Genomic DNA, 17906 nt, shown 5'->3' on the forward strand with positions numbered 1-17906 from the left:
CGGGTCAGTACTCGGGGTCGCGTCGGCGCGTGGCCCGCTGGTCGCTCTGCTGACCGGCCTGCTCGGCCCAGACACGGGCCTCGTCGGCGTCCATCGCGTCGAGGTCGTCCAGGTCGTCGTCGTCCGTGCCGTCGACGTCGTCGCCCTCGGCACCGTGACGGCCCGCGGCGCCCCGCCCTGAGGCAGCTCGCGCCGCGCCGGCCCGGACCCGCTCGGTCTCGCGCTCGTCGTCGTCTTCCGTGACCTCGGTCTGCTCGAGGTCGTCGCCGGCGAGCGCGGCCTCCATCAGGGCGATCTCGTCACCGCTGCGCGCCTCGCGTTCGAGGCGACGGGCTTCGGCTTCGGCGCGCTCGGCCTTCTTGCGCGACCGCAGCAGCACCGAGCCGATGCGCTCGCTGTTCGAGGCGAGCACGGGGCCGAGCACCGCCATGATCAGCACGTAGAGACCGGCGAACGGCTGCAACCGCTCGTCGAGACCCGCACCGGCGGACAGCGTCGCCAGGATGAGCGCGAACTCGCCCCGGTTGACCAGGATCACCGTCGTGTTGATGCCCGCCTGCGGCCCCAACTTGTTCAGCCAGGCGACGAACTGCCCCGCGCCGACGTTGAGCAGCACGGTCATGCCGACGGCGACGGCCACCGGGCCGAGCACGCTCGGGAAGAGGGCAGGGTTGAGCCCGAGGCCGAAGTTCAGGAAGAAGAACGCCCCGAAGACGTCGCGCATGGGCAGGGCGAACTGCTCGACCCGGTTGCGGAACTTCGTCGCCCCGATGATCAGCCCGATGAGGAAGGCGCCGATCGCGTCGGTCACGCCGAGCACCTCGCCGAGGCCGGCGAAGAGCACGGCCAGACCGAAGAAGAGCACGGTGAAGAGTTCGTCGTCGCGGGTGCGCATGAGCCTCGACACGACGCGGCCGCCCCATCGGGCCACGCTGAACATCACGACGAGGAACGCGAAGGCGATGCCGAGCTTGAGGATCACCGGCCCGGGGTCGGTCTCGCCGCTGAGCACGACCGAGACGATCGCCAGGTAGATGGCGATGAAGATGTCTTCCACGACCGTGACGCCGAGGATCATCGGCGTCTCGCGGTTGGCCAGGCGGTTCAGCTCGATGAGGAGCTTGGTGACGATCGCGCTCGACGACGTCGCCGTCATGCCCGCGATGATCAACGCCTCGCGGGTGCCCCAGCCGAGCATGAAACCGAAGATCAGGCCGACACCCATGTTGATGGCGATGTAGCTGCCGCCCGAGACGATCAACCGCCCCGCGTTCGAGAAGAACTCGTCCTGATCGAACTCGAGGCCGAGGTTGAACAGCAGCAGGATCAGCCCGAAGATGGCGATCAGCTCGATGTTGTCGGACTCGAAGCTGAGCGGGAACCACCCCGTGTTCGTGCTGGCGAGCAGGCCCACGATCATGTAGATCGGGATCGACGGCAGGCCGATCAGCTTGCCGGCGCGGCCGAGCACGTACGCGATCAGCAGCAGGATGCCGAGGACGATCAGCTCTTCACCCAGGTGCATCGGCCTAGCCCCCGGGCGGCGCGTCGACCGGCGAGCGGTGCTTGAGCTCGCCCGTGCGGTAGAACGAGAACGCCTTGGCGACCTTCTCGGGCGAACCGGCCACGACGAGCGTGTCGCCGGGGAACACCTTGAAGTCGCCCGACGGCGCCGGGTTGGCCGCATCGCCACGGACGACCGCGACGACGGTGAGGCCGACGACGCCCTTGGCGCCGAGGTCGCCGAGCGGCTGCCCCGCGATGTGGTCGTCGTAGTCGACCGTGAACCAGTCGATGCTGAGGCCGGGGATCTGGTCGAGGGCCGACAGCGACTCGGTGATGCGCGTGCCGCCGAGGAGTTCGGCGAGCGTGTGGGCCTCGTCCTCGCTGAGACGCAGCGAGACCTTCTTGACGTGGTCGCCGTCGACGTCGTCGCTGAACGTGATGAGGTCGCTGTGACCCGAACGGTGCGTGATCACACCGCACTTGCCGCCGTCGTCGGTGATGAAGGTGTGCAGCACACCCACGCCGGGGAGCTTGACTCGACGCACGTCAACCATGGTTCGTCTCCAGTGGACTCGGGGGCAGTCGTCTCAGCCTAGCGGCGGGTTCGGCCGCGGCAGCCGGGCTGCTCGTGGTGGGGACAACCCGTCGCCGTCCACAGGTGTTCCCACGTTCTCGGACGGCGGACGCAGAGGAGGCGCGGTGCCGGTCGAACCGGCACCGCGCCTCCTGCAGGTGGTCGCGAAGGCGACCGCGGGGTCAGCCCTGGCGACCGCCCGGGCTGCCCGCCGAGGTGTCGTCGCCCGGCGTGCCCGCGGGCTCGGTGACCTTCTCGCCCGGCTTGGGCGCGCCTCCTTGGTCGGCACCGGCGACGACCATGTCGTCCTCGTCGAAGCCGAAGGTGATGTCGGGCGCCTCGAGGCGGACGCGGTCGGCCGACTCGTCGTCGGGCTCGAGCTGGCTCGCCCGCTCGGCCGCGACGCGCTTGAGGTAGTTCGCGACCTCGGCCTCGGCCTCGTCGTCGCTCCAGCCGAGCACGCCGGCCATGAGCTTGGCGGCGACGGGGGCGGCGGACTCACCGCGGTCCCAGGCCTCGATCGAAATGCGGGTACGGCGCGCGAGCACGTCCTCGAGGTGCAGGGCGCTCTCGTGGCTCGCGGCGTAGACGACCTCGGCGCGGATGTAGTCGTCGGCCCCGGGCAGGGGCTCGGCGAGCGAGGGGTCGTCGCGGATGAGGTCGAGGATCTCGTCCGTCGTGGTGCCGTACCGGTTGAGCAGGTGCTCGATGCGCACCTTGTGCACGCCGAAGGCCTTCGCGATCTTGCCGCGTTTGTTCCACGCCGCGTGGTACCCCTCGGCGCCGATCAGCGGGATCTCCATCGTCGTGCTCGACGGGATGCGACCGTCGAGGGCCGCGACGGCCTCGTCGATGGCGTCCTCGGCCATGACCCGGTAGGTCGTCCACTTGCCACCGGCCACGACGACGAGCCCGGGCACGGTGTGGGCGACGATGTGCTCACGCGACAGCTTCGACGTCTGGTCGGACTCGCCCGCCAGCAGCGGACGCAGACCGGCGTAGACGCCCTCGACGTCGGCGCGGGTGAGCGGCACGGCCATGACCTTGTTGACGTGCTCGAGGATGTAGTCGATGTCGGCCGCCGTCGCCGCGGGGTGGGCCTTGTCGAGGTCCCAGTCGGTGTCGGTCGTGCCGACGAGCCAGTGACGGCCCCACGGGATGACGAACAGGACGCTCTTCTCGGTGCGGAAGATCATGCCCATGTCGGAGTGGATGCGGTCGCGCGGCACCACGAGGTGCACGCCCTTCGACGCCCGCACCTTGAACTGACCCCGCTCGCCGACCATCGCCTGTGTGTCGTCCGTCCAGACGCCGGTCGCGTTGACGACCTGCTTGGCCCGGATCTCGAAGTGCTCGCCGGTCTGGTAGTCGTGGGCCTTCACGCCGACGACCCGCTCGCCGACCTTGACGAAGCCCTCGACCCGGATGCGGCTCGCGGCGTGGGCGCCGTAGCTCGACGCGGTGCGCACCAGCGACGAGACGTAGCGGGCGTCGTCGACCTGGGCGTCGTAGTAGGTGAGGCCACCGACGACCGCGTCCTTGGACAGGCTCGGGATGGCGCGCAGCACCTGCGTCTTGCTGAGGTGACGGTGGTGGGGAACGCCGGGCGGGCGGCCTCCGGTCCAGCTGAAGATGTCGTAGAGCGCCATGCCGGCACCGATGTAGAACCGCTCGTAGACCGGCTTGCTGAGCGGGTAGAGGAACCGCACGGGCTTGACCAGGTGCGGCGCGAGACGCTGCAGCAGCAGACCCCGCTCGATCAGGGCCTCGCGGACGAGACGGAAGTTCAGCTGCTCGAGGTAGCGGATGCCCCCGTGCACGAGCTTCGACGAACGGCTCGACGTGCCCGAGCCCCAGTCACGGGCCTCGACGATGCCGACGCTCAGCCCGCGGGTCACGGCGTCGAGCGCGGAACCCGCACCGACGATGCCACCCCCGATCACGAGGATGTCGAGTTCTTTCGTCTTCAACGCCTCGACGGCTGCGGCCCGTTCGTCGGGGCCGAGCTTCGTGGAGAGCGAAACGGACGCGGACTTGGCCATGCGAGCCTCCATCGTTGGATTCGGTCGGCCCGGTCTCTCGACCGGACCACCCCATCAAACGCTAGTGAGGCTGGTAGGGGGCCACAACCACTTCGACGCGCTGGAACTCTTTCAGGTCGCTGTAGCCCGTGGTCGCCATCGAGCGTCGCAGCGCACCCATGATGTTCGACGTGCCGTCGACCGTCGTGGCCGGGCCGTAGAGGATCTTCTCGAGCGAGCCGATCGTGCCGACGTGCATGCGGCGGCCGCGGGGCAGTTCGGGGTGGTGCGCCTCGGCGCCCCAGTGGAAGCCGCCACCGGGCACGTCGTCGGCCCGGGCCAGCGCGGCACCGAGCATGACGGCGTCCGCACCGCAGGCGATGGCCTTGACCAGGTCGCCCGAGGTGCCGAGGCCACCGTCGGCGATGACGTGCACGTAGCGCCCGCCCGACTCGTCGAGGTAGTCGCGGCGTGCGCCCGCCACGTCGGCCACGGCGCTCGCCATCGGGGCGTGGATGCCCAGGGAGGCGCGGGTCGTGCTGGCGGCGCCGCCCCCGAACCCGACGAGGACGCCCGCGGCACCGGTGCGCATGAGGTGCAGCGCGGCCGTGTAGGTCGAGGCGCCGCCGACGATGACGGGGACGTCGAGCTCGTAGATGAACTTCTTGAGGTTGAGCGGCTCGCTGCTCTTCGAGACGTGCTCGGCGCTGACCGTCGTGCCCCGGATGACGAAGAGGTCGACACCGGCGTCGACGACCGTCTGGTACAGGTCTTGGGTGCGCTGCGGGCTGAGGGCACCGGCCACGGTGACCCCGGCTGCCCGGATCTCGGCGAGGCGGTCGCGGACGAGCTCGGGCTTGATCGGCTCGCTGTAGATCTCTTGCATGCGGGTGACCGAGTCGTCGTCGGAGAGCTCGCGGATCTCGGCGAGGACCTGTTCGGGGTCGTCGTACCGCGTCCAGACGCCCTCGAGGTCGAGGACGCCGAGGCCGCCGAGCTGGCCGATGCGGATGGCCGTGGCGGGGCTGACCACCGAGTCCATGGGCGCCGCGATGACCGGCGACTCGAACTGGAACGCGTCGATCGACCAGCCGACCGAGACGTCGCGCGGGTCGCGCGTACGCCGGCTCGGAACGATGGCGATGTCGTCGAACGCGTACGCGCGGCGGGCTCGCTTGGAGACGCCGATCTCTACCTCAGTCACCGTGCCACCCTACCGGAGCCGGGGGTCGCGCCCCCGGCCCGGCGCCTCACCGGCGGTAGTTCGGGGCCTCGACGACCATCTGGAGGTCGTGCGGGTGGCTCTCTTTCAGGCCGGCCGCGGTGATGCGGACGAACTTGCCCTTGGCCTTGAGCTCGGCCACGGTGCGCCCGCCGACGTAGAACATCGACTGACGCAGTCCGCCGCTGAGCTGGTACACGACGTTGTTGAGTGCGCCGCGATAGGGCACCTGGCCCTCGACGCCCTCGGGGATGAGCTTGTCGTCGCTCGGCACGTCCGCCTGGAAGTACCGGTCTTTCGAGTAGGACGTGTTCTTGCCGCGGGTCTGCATCGCGCCCAGCGAGCCCATGCCGCGGTAGTTCTTGAACTGCTTCCCGCCCACGAAGACCAGGTCGCCCGGGCTCTCGTCGCAGCCGGCGAGCAACGAGCCCAGCATGACCGTGTCGGCGCCGGCCACGAGGGCCTTGGCGATGTCGCCCGAGTACTGCAGCCCGCCGTCGGCGATGACCGGGACGCCGGACTCGCGCGCGGCGAGGGAGGCCTCGTAGACAGCAGTCACCTGGGGCACGCCCACGCCCGCGACGACGCGGGTGGTGCAGATGGACCCCGGCCCCACGCCGACCTTGATGGCGTCGGCGCCGGCGTCGATCAGGGCCTGGGCACCGCTGCGCGTGGCGACGTTGCCACCGATCACGTCGATGTGCGCGAAGGTCGGGTCGGCCTTGATGCGGCGGATCATGTCGAGCTCGCCCGAGCTCTCGCCGTTGGCGGTGTCGACCACGAGCACGTCGACCCCCGCGTCGCGCAGGGCGCCGGCGCGCTCCCACGCGTCTCCGAAGAAGCCGATCGCGGCGCCGACCCGCAGGCGGCCCTCGTCGTCCTTCGTGGCATCGGGGTACTTCTCGCTCTTGTCGAAGTCCTTGACGGTGATGAGGCCGCGCAGGTGCCCGGCCTCGTCGACCAGGGGCAGCTTCTCGATCTTGTGCTGCGCGAAGATGGCGATCGCCGAGTCGGGGTCGACGCCCTCGGGCGCGGTGATCAGCGGGGCCTTCGTCATGACGTCCCGGACGAGCGTCGTCGACATCTCGAACGGCGAGACGAAGCGCATGTCGCGGTTGGTGATGATGCCGACCAGCGTGCCGTCGCCCTCGACGACCGGCAGACCCGAGACGCGGAACTGCCCGCAGAGCGCGTCGACCTCGGCCACCGTGGCGTCGGGAGTCGTCGTGACGGGGTTGGTGATCATGCCCGACTCGCTGCGCTTGACCTTGTCGACGTGCGCGGCCTGGTCGGAGATCGAGAGGTTGCGGTGGATGATGCCGATGCCGCCCTGGCGCGCCATGGCGATGGCCATGCGCGACTCGGTCACGGTGTCCATCGCGGCCGAGAGCAGCGGCACGGCGACCCGGATGCGCTTGGTGAGCTGCGACGAGGTGTCGGTCTCGCTCGGGATGACGTCGGTGCGGCCCGGAAGCAGCATGACGTCGTCGTAGGTGAGTCCGATGAATCCGAACGGGTCCGGCTGGTCCATGAGTCCCCTTCGAAGGAGCGAGATGAGGGTGGGTGGGTTGGCACCGGTTCGCCGTCGAGTCCGGTAGTCGATATTAACCCAGCCCGCGCCTCCTGCATTCCTGTCGGGCGCGTCCCTCGCGGACGACGAGGAGGCGCGGCGCGGCCCCCGGGGACGCAACGGAACGGCACCGTTACCGATCCGACACACGGAAGATTCGTGATTCTCGCTCGACATGGGGGATTCTGTACCGACTCCACTCCGTCTCGCACCTGAAACATGCTCGACACACAGCGGAGTTACTGTCAGCGACGACGACGCCCCGGGAGCAGAACGAGACCGCCCGAATCTCGACGGGGCGCTTCCCACCAGGAGGTTTTGTGAGACTCTCGACGACCATCGCGTCGCGGCCACGGCTGCGGCAGTCCCTGATCGTGACGGCCTCAGCCGTACTGCTCGGACTCCTGGCGACCTTCATGGGGGCGTTCGCCCCGACGGCCGCCCACGCCGCGGCCGCCGCCTGCACCACCGACGCGACGACCGGCTGCATCCAGGGCACGATCAACGACAGCGAGCGGGAGCCCGCCTCGGGCGTCGACGTGATCGCGACGAACGCGACCGGCGACGAGCAGACCGCGACCACCGACGACACCGGTCGATGGAGCATCGCGGTGACCGAGGCCGGCAGCTACACCGTCACGGTCGACCAGGACACCCTGCCCGACGGCCAGTTCCTGGTGAACGCCGACAACGCCGAGCGCACCGTGACCGTGAACCTCGGGGCCACGGCGAGCGCCCTGTTCGCCCTCACCGCCGAGGAAGGCGCCACGAGCGGCGAGGCGACCGCGACGAGCTTCAACTGGGACCGCTTCGCGCAGCAGTTCGCCTCGGGCATCCGCCTCGGCCTGCTGCTCGCCCTCGCCGCCATCGGCCTGTCGCTGATCTACGGCACGACGGGCCTCAGCAGCTTCTCGCACGGCGAGCAGGTGACCCTCGGCGGTCTGCTGGCCTACTCGTTCACCTCGATCGGGATGCCGCTGATCCTGGCCGCGGTGCTGAGCACGGTGATCTGTGCGGCCACGGGCTACCTGCAGGACCTCGCGATCTGGAAACCGCTGCGGAAACGCCGGCTCAGCCTCACGCAGCTGATGATCGTGACCATCGGCCTCTCGATCGCCCTGCAGTACGCCTTCCAGTACTTCTACGGCGCCGGCACCGTGCGCATCGACCGCGACAACCCGACCACCGTGGACTTCCTCGGCGTGACCCTGACCGTCCAGTCGTACGTCGCGATGGCGATCTCGGTGGTCGTGCTGGTCGGCACGGGACTGTTCCTGCTGAAGACCCGCACCGGACGCGCCACCCGCGCTGTGTCGGACAACCCGGCCCTCGCCGCGGCCTCGGGCATCGACGTCGACCGCATCATCCGCCTGGTCTGGACGCTGGCCGCCGGCCTGGCCGGCCTGTCGGGCGTCATGCTCGGCCTCGTGCTGAACGGCGTCAACTGGATGACCGGCCTGCAGATCCTGCTGCTGATCTTCGCCGCCGTCACCCTGGGCGGCCTCGGCACGGCCTTCGGCGCCCTGGTCGGCTCGTTGATCATCGGCATCATCGTCGAGCTGACCAACATCTGGCTGCCCGGCGACTTCAAGTACGCGACGGCGCTGCTGATCCTGATCCTGATCCTCGTGTTCAGACCACAGGGCATCTTCGGGCGAAAAGAACGAGTGGGCTAAGGGGACACGACCATGTACTTCATCGAACTCCTGCGGGCGCTGAGCGCCGAGGCCCTCGCGCCCACGACGGCCGCCTTCGCCATCGCCGCGATCGGCCTGAACATCCACTTCGGCTTCACCGGCCTGATCAACATGGGCCAGGCGGCGTTCCTGCTGCTCGGCGCCTACGGCTTCGCCATCTCGATCAGCAACGGCCTGCCCCTCGGTCTCGCCGTCATCATCGCGTTGCTCTGCTCGTTGGTCTTCGCGCTCATCCTCGGCGTGCCGACGCTGAAGCTGCGGGGCGACTACCTGGCCATCGTCACCATCTGTTCGGCCGAGATCATCCGGTACGTGGGACGGTCGAGCATCCTGACGACCACGACGGGTGGCTCGAACGGCATCCCCGGAGCCTCGTACCGCGAGGCCTTCACCGCCCTGTCGCCCCTGCCCGACGGACAGACGACGATCCTGTGGTTCACCTACGAGAACAACGGCGTCAACGGCTGGTGGATCCGCATCGCCGGCTGGAGCATCGTCGCCCTGCTCAGCCTGCTGGTCTTCCTGCTCAGCCGCAGCCCGTGGGGCCGCGTGCTGAAGGGCATCCGTGAGGACGAGGACGCCGTGCGCAGCCTCGGCAAGAACGTCTACTCGTACAAGATGCAGGCCCTCGTGCTCGGCGCGCTGATGGGGTCGCTCGCCGGCATCATCTACGTGCTGCCGAGCTCGGTGCAGCCGGACAGCATGGGACGGTCGATGACCTTCTTCATCTGGACGGCCCTGCTGCTCGGTGGCGCGGCCACCGTCTTCGGCCCGGTGCTCGGAGCGATCCTGTTCTTCGTCACCCGCCTGCTGGTGCGGACCCTCGCCGGCGACTTCATCCCGTCGAACATCATGAACGGCCAGCAGGCCGAGCAGTTCTCGTACATCCTCGTCGGCATCGCCCTGATGCTGCTGATCATCTTCAGGCCACAGGGCATCCTCGGAAAGAAGAAGGAGTTGGCGTTCAGTGTCTGACACCTCGAGCACCACCAACGGACCGGCCCCGAGCGGCAGCACGCTGCCCCGCCGAGAGGGCTACGACTACGACCGCAGCGTCCTGCGCTCGAAGCTCACCACGGTCGAGCGGACCCCGGGGTCGGCGAAGCCCGACCCGATCCTCACGGTCGACAACGTCGTCCGACGCTTCGGCGGGATGACCGCCGTCGACGTCGGCCACGTCGAGGTGCAGCGCGGCGCGATCACGGCGCTGATCGGCCCCAACGGTGCCGGCAAGACCACCTTCTTCAACCTGCTGACCGGCTTCGACAAGGCCTCGTCGGCCCCCACGGCGTTCAAGCGCAGCGGCCCGGGCATCGCGAAGTGGGTGTTCGAGGGCAAGGCCATGGGCAACGTCGGCGCCGCCAAGGTCGCCCGCTCGGGCATGGTGCGCACGTTCCAGCTCACCAAAGCGCTCTCGCGGCTCACGGTCATGCAGAACATGCTGCTCGGTGCCAAGGACCAGCCCGGCGAGAACTTCTTCGTCGCGATCGTCGCGCCGCTCTGGCGCAAACGCGAGCGCGAGATCGAGGCCAAGGCCGAGGACCTCCTCGCCCGGTTCAAGCTGCTCGAGAAGAAGGACGACTTCGCCGGCAGCCTCTCGGGCGGCCAGCGGAAGCTGCTCGAGATGGCCCGCGCCCTGATGAGCGACCCGGCCATGATCATGCTCGACGAGCCGATGGCCGGCGTGAACCCGGCGCTGACGCAGTCGCTGCTGGGGCACATCCAGAGCCTGCGTGACGACGGCACCACGGTGCTCTTCGTCGAGCACGACATGCACATGGTCCGCCACATCTCGGACTGGGTGATCGTCATGGCCGAGGGCCGCATCGTGGCCGAGGGCCCGGCCGACACGGTGATGGACGACCAGGCCGTCATCGACGCCTACCTGGGTGCGCACCACGACACCGACCTGGGCGACGACTCGCTGCTCGACGACGCCACCCTCGAACAACTCGAAGAAGAGGTGGCGCGCGAGGACGCGGCCCGCGCGGCCGAGGCGACCAGCGCCTCCTCGTCCACGGGCGGCGTCGCGGGACGCGACCTGCCCGGCCACCCCGACCCCTCGACCCCGCAGGCCACGAACGCGGCCGACGACCAGCTGTCCGGCGGACGGCAGAGCGGAGACAAGCGATGAGCACGGCACAGGACGGCGCGGGTGCCACCACCGCCCCCAAGCACCCGGGCACCGAGAAGTTCGCCGGCGTCGAACCGGTCATGAACGCGACGGACCTCGTCGCCGGCTACCTGCCGGGCGTCAACATCCTCAACGGGTGCGACCTCGTCTGCTACCCCGGCGAGCTGATCGGCATCATCGGCCCGAACGGCGCCGGCAAGTCGACGCTGCTCAAGGCGCTCTTCGGCCAGGTCAAGATCCACTCGGGGTCGGTCACCCTCGGCGGCACCGACATCACGAACCTCAAGGCCAACAAGCTGGTCGAGGCGGGCGTCGGCTTCGTGCCGCAGACCAACAACGTGTTCCCCTCGCTGACCATCGAGGAGAACCTGCAGATGGGCATGTTCCTGCGGCCCAAGAAGTTCGCCGAGCGCCTCGAGGTCATCTACGACCTCTTCCCGGTGCTCGCCGACCGTCGCGGCCAGCGTGCCGGTTCCCTCTCGGGCGGCGAGCGCCAGTCGGTCGCCATGGCCCGGGCCCTGATGATGGACCCCAAGGTGCTGTTGCTCGACGAGCCGTCCGCCGGCCTGTCGCCCGTGCGCCAGGACGAGACGTTCATCCGCACCCGCCGCATCAACAAGGCCGGCGTCTCGGTGATCATGGTCGAACAGAACGCCCGCCGCTGCCTGCAGATCTGCGACCGCGGCTACGTCCTCGACCAGGGCCGCAACGCCTACTCGGGCACCGGCCGCGAGCTGGCCGACGACCCCAAGGTCATCGAGCTCTACCTCGGCACCCTGGCGAAGGACGTCGACGCGTCCTGACGCCCCGGGTGGCACCCTGAGGCCCCGATCACGCCCCGGCGTGGTCGGGGCCTCGTGCGTGCGCCCGCGGGGCGTCAGGGCTGAACGTCGGGGCGGGGCGTCGGGGCTGCGCGCCGCGTGTCGTGCAGCGCACCCGGTCTCGACGCGGTGCGGTGCACGAAACGCGGTGCGAAGCAGAGCGCGGCCCCCACGGCCGGCGGGACCGGGGACGAGGAGGCGCGGTGCCGGAGGACGCGGACGTCGCGACCTGCCTGCGGTCCGGCTCCGCGCCTCCCTGGCACGCCGAAGGGCCCGGCACGATGACTCGTGCCGGGCCCCGGGTGGTGCGAGGTGCTGTTATTCGACCTTGCCCTCGATGCCGGTCTGGTAGACGGGCTTGTTGTCGGCGTCGAACGTGTAGACGCCGATCGAGGCGGACGACGGGTCGTTGTTGTCGTTGAACGGTCCGATGCCCGAGGGGCCGGTGTAGTGGATGTCGTCACCGGCGTCGAGCGCGGTCTTGCAGTCCGCGTACGTGGTGCACTCGGTGCCGCCGTTCGCGCCGGAGACCGCGGCCATGTTGGCCTGGATCGTCCCGGCGTCGGTGCCGCCACCGGCCTGCGCCGCGAGAGCGGTCAGGATGACGGCGTCGTACGACTCGGCCGCGTACGAGAAGTCGGCCAGTTCGCCGCCCTCACTCGCCTGGTAGCCGGCCACGAGCTTCGACTTGAAGTCGGCGCTGGCGTCGGCACCGGGGATCGTGCCCTTGGCGCCCTCGAGGGTGCCGGGCTCGAAGTCGGCGCTGTAGTCGGCCGTGTTGCCGTCGGACATGTAGACCTTGCTCATGTCCCAGCCCTGGCTCTTCAGCTCGGGGACGATCGACTTGGTCTCGTCGAAGGCGAGGATGACGATCGCGTCGGGCTCGGCGGCGATGGCCGCGGACACCTCGGACGAGAACGTGGTCTGACCGGGGGGGAACTCCTCGCCCTTGCCGGTGCCGCCGTAGACGACGGTGCCGCCCGAGCTCTCGATCGACTTCTGCGTCGAGTCGCGGAGACCCGTGCCGTAGGTGTCGTTGAAGACGAGGAACGCGACGTTGGCGTTGCCGTCGGCCGTGATCTGCTGGCCGAGTGCCGAACCCTGCACCGAGTCCGGCGGAGCCGTCCGGTAGTAGTACGACGAGTAGCCGCTGAGCGAGCTCGCCGTGTTGGCCGGCGAGATCTCGATGATGCAGTTGCTGGTGAGCTGGTCGACCACGTTGAGCGTGACGCTCGACGATTCGGCACCGAGCACGACGGGCACCTTGGCGTCGATCAGCTCCGTCGCGGCGTTGCTCGACACGGTCATGTCGTTGCTGTCGCCCGAGTCGGTGCTGGTCGAGATCTCGGCGGGCTGGTCGAGCACGCCGCCGGCGGCGTTGATGTCGCTGATCGCCAGGTTCGCCCCCGCGATGGCGGGCGGGCCGAGGTAGGCCAGGGTTCCGGTCAGCGGCAGCATGGTGCCGATCGCGAAGGGATCGGTGCTGGGCGTCCCGACCTCGCACTTGGAGGCGGGATCGGCCTTGGCCGACGACGACGACGAGGCGTCGTCAGAGGGAGATGCCGTCGAACAGGCAGCGAGCAGCACGGAGGCTGCGCCGGCGAGAGCCAGTGCTCGGAGGGCGGTGCTGGATCGGATCATCCGTGGAACCCTTTCGTGGACAGCGGCAGTGCAGCCCGACCGGTGGCGGTCGAACCTGCCGCGATTGGTCCGAAACTAGGGGTCGAATGTTTCTGGCGTGTGTTCTCGACGTCAAAGTGACGTTTCGTTAGCCATTCGTGACTTTGCGAGGGATGGTCGCTTCTAGGCGGTCGGTGCCACCGCGAGCGGACGACGTGACCGCCGCCCCGCGCGCACCATGTCGACGGTGAGCACGATCGAGGCGACCCAGACGATCGCGAAGCCGACCCATCGCGCCGCCGACATGTGCTCGCCGAGCACGACGACCCCGACCACGAACTGCAGCACGGGGGCGACGTACTGCGTCAGACCCACGGTCGTCAGGGGCAGCCGACGCGTCGCCGAGGCGAAGAGCAGCAGCGGCACCGCCGTGATCACGCCCGTGCCGATCGTGGCGAGGGTGTGCCCGACGCTCACGGTGCCGAGCACGACGCCGCCCCCGAGACCCGTCACGTGCAGCACGATCAGGGTGACGGCCGCGAAGGGTGCGATCCACAGCGTCTCGAGCGTGAGCCCGCCGACCGCGTCGACCCGACCACCGACCTGCTTCTTCACCAGGCCGTAGAGCCCGAACGAGAACGCGAGGACGAGTGAGATGAACGGCGGCCTGCCCGCCCCGATCGCGATCACGAGGACGGCGACGGCGCTCAGCCCGACGGCCACCCACTGGGTCGTGCGCAGACGTTCACGCAGCACCACCACGCCGAGCAGCACCGTGACGATCGGGTTGATGAAGTACCCGAGCGCCGCCTCGACCACGTGCCCGCTGAGCGTCGCCGAGATGAAGACCGTCCAGTTGACGACGATGAACGCCCCCGCCAGCCCCATGGTGCCCACCACGCGGGGCTGCCGCAGCAGGGCCAGGAACGACCGCAGCGCCCCCGTCACGACGAGCAGCACCGCGCAGAAGACGAGCGAGAACAGCACTCGCCACGCGACGATCTCGAACGGGCCGGCCGGGGCCAACAGCAGGAAGTACACCGGCAGCACGCCCCAGAGCCCGTAGGCCCCCAGGGCGTAGGCCAGGCCCGCCCCGCCGGCCCCGGCGACGCCGAGCCCCGAGGTCGGGGCGGAGGGGGACGAGGAGGCGCGGGTCGAGGTCACCAGGAGACTCTAGGTGGCTGCGCCCGCCGCCGGAACGGCCACTCCTGCCACCGTGGATCGATCGACGGACGATCACACCCGGGGACGAGCGGATGCCGGCGGCGACGTCGCCGACACGACGAAGGCCCCTGCCGGAGCAGGGGCCTTCGAGACGGCGACCGGGGTCGCGGAGCACGGCCGGAGCCGTGCCGAGGTGCTAGCGGACGATGACCGCCAGGACGTCGCGAGCCGAGAGGACGAGCAGGTCTTCTCCGCCGTACTTCACCTCGGTTCCGCCGTACTTGCTGTAGATGACCTTGTCGCCGGTGGCGACGTCGAGCGGCACGCGGTTGCCGTTGTCGTCGATGCGGCCCGGGCCGACCGCCACCACTTCACCCTCTTGGGGCTTCTCTTTGGCGGTGTCGGGGATCACGAGGCCCGAAGCAGTGGTCTGCTCGGCTTCGACCTGACGAATGACGATGCGATCTTCGAGCGGCTTGATGCTGACCGACACGGGTGACCTCTTCTTTCTCGGTGCTACGAAAACATGGGGGCTGGCACTTGCCGGGGGCGAGTGCCAGAACAACTGTAGGACGAGACTGGCACTCGGTCAATCCGAGTGCCAACGCGTCGGCCCGCGTGCGTCACACTGGACGACATGGATTCCTCCGAGCTGCTCGAAGTCCTCTCGCCCGAGGGGCTGCGGCTGCTCGACTCGCTGCCGACGGGTGGCGCCTCCGGCGACGACGTCGTCGGCACGGTCGCCGCGTTGCGCAAGCAGGGCCACTCCCCCGCCCTCGTGTCGGCGGTGCTCACGCAGGCCCGGCTCCGTGGCCGCGCGGTGGCCAAGTTCGGCGAGTTCGCGAGCCGCATGCTGTTCACCGAGGCCGGCCTCGAACAGGCCACGCGCCTCCCGGTCGCCGCCCGCCACGCCGGGCGCTACGCCGCGGCGGGGATCGGCAGCGTGGCCGATCTCGGCTGCGGCATCGGTGGCGACGCCCTGGCGTTCGCCGCGCTCGACCTCGACGTGCTCGCCGTCGACCGCGACGAGGTCACCGCGGCCGTCGCGTCGTACAACCTCGCGCCCTGGTCGTCGTCGCGCGTCGAGCAGGGCGACGCCGAGACGACCGACCTCGGGGGCGTCGAGGGCGTCTTCCTCGACCCGGCACGACGGACGTCCGGCCACAGCGCCACCAAGCGCCTCGCCGATCCGGCCGACTGGTCCCCCGGCCTCGACGTCGCCTTCGGCTTCGCCGACCGCCTGCCCACCGGCGTCAAGCTCGGCCCCGGGGTCGACCGCGAGCTGCTGCCGGCAGACGCCGAGTGCCAGTGGATCTCGGTCGACCGCGACGTGGTCGAGGTGGGCGTGTGGTTCGGTCCGCTCGCGCGGCAGGGAGTGGGCCGATCGGCTCTGGTGATCAGCGCCTCCGGGGCGTCCGAGCTGACGGCCGCCGCCGACTCGGACGACGTGGACCCGGGCGAACTGGGCGAATACCTCTACGAGCCCGACGGTGCCGTCATCCGGGCGCGCCTGATCGGCGACCTGGCCCGGTCGATCGACGCCCGCATGATCAGTCGCGACATCGCCTGGCTGACGACGGAGGCGCGGGTCGACACCCCCTTCGCGCAGGGTTTCCGCGTGCTCGAGACCTTCCCGCTCGACGAGCGGACGCTGAAGCGCGAGCTGCGGGCGCGGGGCATCGGCCGCCTCGAGATCAAGAAGCGCGGGGTCGACGTCGACCCCGCGACGTTCCGCAAACGACTCTCGTTGCAGGGCGCCGGGTCGGCGACCCTCGTGCTGACCCGGGTCGCGGGGCGGCATACGGCCCTGCTCTGCGAGCGCCTGGCCTGAGTCTCCCGGCCGTCACGCACGAGTGGGCAGAAGATGTCGTTCGCCGGCGCGAGAACGACGTCGTCTGCCCACTCGATGCCCCACCGAGGTGAGGCGGAGGTCAGTACCCGCCGTAGTAGTCGGAACTCGACGAGAAGCCGGCGATGAAGAGGCCGAAGGCCACCCAGCCGATCACGATCAGGACGACGCCGGCGTAGCCCACGATCAGTCCGGTGAGCCAGAACCCGCGGGCGTGACGCTCACGCGACATGCCCAGGTGCCCGAGCACGACGCCCGCGATGGACGCCACGATCGAGAGCCCGAAGGTGAAGGGTGCCAGCACGAGACCGGCGATCGAGCCGATCATCGAGAGCAGGCTGAGCAGCCGAGGGGGCTGAGCGGCACCCGCCGAGGCGTACGGCGGATAGGGCGAGCCGTAGGGCTGCTGACCGTACTGCGCGGCGGGCTGGCCCTGCTGGCCGTACTGCGCGGCGGGCTGGCCGTACTGCGCGCCGGGCTGGCCCTGCTGGCCGTACTGTCCGCCGGGCTGGCCCTGCTGGCCGGACGACTGCTGACCGTACGGCGCACCGGACTGACCGGACGGCTGCTGACCCTGGGGCTGCTGACCGTAGCCCTGCGGCTGGCCGTAGCCCGGCTGCTGACCCTGCGGCTGGCCGTATCCGGGTTGCTGGCCCTGCGGCTGGCCCTGCGGCTGGCCGTATCCCGACTGCTGGCCGTACCCGGGCTGCTGGCCGTAGCCCTGCTGCCCGTAGCCCTGCTGCCCGTACCCTGCCGGCGGCTGCGCACCCGGCTGGCCGTAGGGCGGCCGGGGCGGCTGGGGTGCACCCGGCGGGACCTGCCCCGGGCGGGACTGCGGCGCCGGAGCCCCCTGGGGTGCGCCGTACGGCGCCGACCCCGTCGGCGGCACCCCGGCCCCGGCGTACGGCGACGACGCGGGCGGCTGCGACGCGGCCCCCGGGAAGGCGGTCGGCGGCAGCGGCGGCGAGGCGGTGGCCGCACCGCTCCCCTCGGTCGGGCGCGTGGGAGGCGCCGTGGGTGCCGCGGGCGGCGTCGGAGCCGAGGGCGCGGTCGGCGCCGAGGACGGCTTCTCGGGGGTGGTGTCGTCGGTGGCCATCAGCTGCCTTTCGCGAGCGGTGCGTCGGTCGTGCCGCCGGAGCGGCCGGTCACGCCTGTGACGGTCGCGTCCCGGGACACGAAAGGGCCCGCACCATCCGGTGCGGACCCCGTCATGCTAGCGAGGGTCGTGATGAGCGGCCCCTGGGAGGCGACGCCCGACGACGCGAGGACGACCTACGAGTTGTAGCTTCCGTCGTAGAGGTCGGGGTTACTGGCGATGGCACCGAACAGGACCACGAGCAGGATGATGCCGATGATCGTCAGGGCGACGACGACGTAACCGAGGATGAGACCCGTCAGGGCCATCCCGCGGCCCTCTTCGCCCCGCTTCTTGATCTGGCTCAACGCCATGTGGCCCGTGACGATGGCACCCAGGGCCGTGATCGAGGTCAGGAAGCCGGCGATGCCCAGGATCATCGAGACGAGGGCGAGGGTGTTGCGCTGACCGGGGCGAGCGCCGTCCTGCCCCTGGTAGGCCGGCTGACCACCGGAGGGCTGCCCCGGGTAGGCCGGCTGCTGGCCCTGGTACGGGTTCTGCGACGAGGGCTGGCCGTGGGGGGAGGGGTTCTGGTCGGTCATCGGGGACGTCCTTCTGCTGAGGGTCGGCCGGTGACGGCCGCGGTCGGTCGA

General features: G+C 70.0%; 15 protein-coding genes. 5 read left to right on the forward strand and 10 right to left on the reverse strand.

The genetic code is table 11. The annotated features are described in order from the left end of the window. Nucleotides 1-4: 4 nt before the first annotated feature. From ASG28_RS10725 to guaB, 5 genes are all read right to left on the reverse strand, one after another. Nucleotides 5-1525 (reverse strand): cation:proton antiporter, encoded by a 1521-nt coding sequence (locus ASG28_RS10725; protein WP_055974939.1) that lies wholly within the window; start codon nucleotides 1523-1525, stop codon nucleotides 5-7. 4 nt (nucleotides 1526-1529) lie between these two features. Further along, entirely contained in the window at nucleotides 1530-2060 is a 531-nt protein-coding gene (locus ASG28_RS10730) for a cation:proton antiporter regulatory subunit (RefSeq protein WP_043595745.1), read from the reverse strand. 202 nt (nucleotides 2061-2262) lie between these two features. Further along, nucleotides 2263-4122: a glycerol-3-phosphate dehydrogenase/oxidase gene (locus tag ASG28_RS10735; protein ID WP_082060050.1), complete on the reverse strand. Its 1860-nt coding sequence runs from the start codon at nucleotides 4120-4122 to the stop codon at nucleotides 2263-2265. 61 nt (nucleotides 4123-4183) lie between these two features. Continuing rightward, complete coding sequence (locus tag ASG28_RS10740; RefSeq protein ID WP_055974942.1) at nucleotides 4184-5305, reverse strand: GuaB3 family IMP dehydrogenase-related protein; 1122 nt, start codon at nucleotides 5303-5305, stop codon at nucleotides 4184-4186. Nucleotides 5306-5351: 46 nt separating this feature from the next. Continuing rightward, a complete protein-coding gene (gene guaB, locus ASG28_RS10745) occupies nucleotides 5352-6854 on the reverse strand; it encodes an IMP dehydrogenase (RefSeq protein ID WP_055974945.1) in 1503 nt (500 codons plus the stop codon). A gap of 359 nt (nucleotides 6855-7213) precedes the next feature. Between guaB and ASG28_RS10750 the strand changes: the two genes are divergently transcribed. The 4 genes from ASG28_RS10750 (at nucleotide 7214) to ASG28_RS10765 (ending at nucleotide 11527) form a co-directional block, all read left to right on the forward strand. Next, nucleotides 7214-8569, forward strand: a complete 1356-nt coding sequence (locus tag ASG28_RS10750; protein WP_055974948.1) for a branched-chain amino acid ABC transporter permease — start codon at nucleotides 7214-7216, stop codon at nucleotides 8567-8569. 12 nt (nucleotides 8570-8581) lie between these two features. Continuing rightward, on the forward strand, nucleotides 8582-9565 hold the full coding sequence (locus ASG28_RS10755; RefSeq protein WP_043595990.1) for a branched-chain amino acid ABC transporter permease: 984 nt from the start codon (nucleotides 8582-8584) through the stop codon (nucleotides 9563-9565). A 43-nt stretch (nucleotides 9566-9608) separates the two neighbouring features. Then, the gene (locus ASG28_RS10760; protein WP_157485793.1) at nucleotides 9609-10724 is read left to right on the forward strand and encodes an ABC transporter ATP-binding protein; all 1116 of its coding nucleotides are present in this window, start codon (nucleotides 9609-9611) and stop codon (nucleotides 10722-10724) included. An 80-nt stretch (nucleotides 10725-10804) separates the two neighbouring features. Continuing rightward, entirely contained in the window at nucleotides 10805-11527 is a 723-nt protein-coding gene (locus tag ASG28_RS10765) for an ABC transporter ATP-binding protein (RefSeq protein ID WP_043595993.1), read from the forward strand. A gap of 336 nt (nucleotides 11528-11863) precedes the next feature. On the opposite strand, the gene ASG28_RS10770 is transcribed toward ASG28_RS10765, so the two are convergent. From ASG28_RS10770 to groES, 3 genes are all read right to left on the reverse strand, one after another. Next, nucleotides 11864-13186, reverse strand: coding sequence for an ABC transporter substrate-binding protein (locus ASG28_RS10770; RefSeq protein ID WP_055974951.1), 1323 nt, complete (start codon nucleotides 13184-13186; stop codon nucleotides 11864-11866). A gap of 162 nt (nucleotides 13187-13348) precedes the next feature. Further along, nucleotides 13349-14329, reverse strand: a complete 981-nt coding sequence (rarD, locus tag ASG28_RS10775) for an EamA family transporter RarD (protein ID WP_082060075.1) — start codon at nucleotides 14327-14329, stop codon at nucleotides 13349-13351. Between the two features lie 196 nt (nucleotides 14330-14525). Next, the gene (gene groES / locus ASG28_RS10780; RefSeq protein WP_043595988.1) at nucleotides 14526-14822 is read right to left on the reverse strand and encodes a co-chaperone GroES; all 297 of its coding nucleotides are present in this window, start codon (nucleotides 14820-14822) and stop codon (nucleotides 14526-14528) included. A 144-nt stretch (nucleotides 14823-14966) separates the two neighbouring features. On the opposite strand from groES, the gene ASG28_RS10785 reads away from it, so the two are divergent. Next, nucleotides 14967-16160 carry a class I SAM-dependent methyltransferase gene (locus ASG28_RS10785; RefSeq protein WP_055974954.1) on the forward strand — a complete coding sequence of 398 codons (1194 nt, stop codon included), beginning with the start codon at nucleotides 14967-14969 and terminating at the stop codon, nucleotides 16158-16160. A 100-nt stretch (nucleotides 16161-16260) separates the two neighbouring features. Here the strand turns inward: ASG28_RS10785 and ASG28_RS10790 are convergent, their stop codons facing one another. Together ASG28_RS10790 and ASG28_RS16765 are read right to left on the reverse strand one after the other, a co-directional pair. Then, complete coding sequence (locus ASG28_RS10790) at nucleotides 16261-17274, reverse strand: DUF4190 domain-containing protein (RefSeq protein ID WP_055974957.1); 1014 nt, start codon at nucleotides 17272-17274, stop codon at nucleotides 16261-16263. Between the two features lie 176 nt (nucleotides 17275-17450). Beyond that, the gene (locus tag ASG28_RS16765) at nucleotides 17451-17855 is read right to left on the reverse strand and encodes a DUF4190 domain-containing protein (RefSeq protein WP_055974961.1); all 405 of its coding nucleotides are present in this window, start codon (nucleotides 17853-17855) and stop codon (nucleotides 17451-17453) included. Nucleotides 17856-17906: the final 51 nt, after the last annotated feature.

Origin of the sequence: Frigoribacterium sp. Leaf415, assembly GCF_001424645.1 — a bacterium.
Lineage (GTDB): Bacteria > Actinomycetota > Actinomycetes > Actinomycetales > Microbacteriaceae > Frigoribacterium.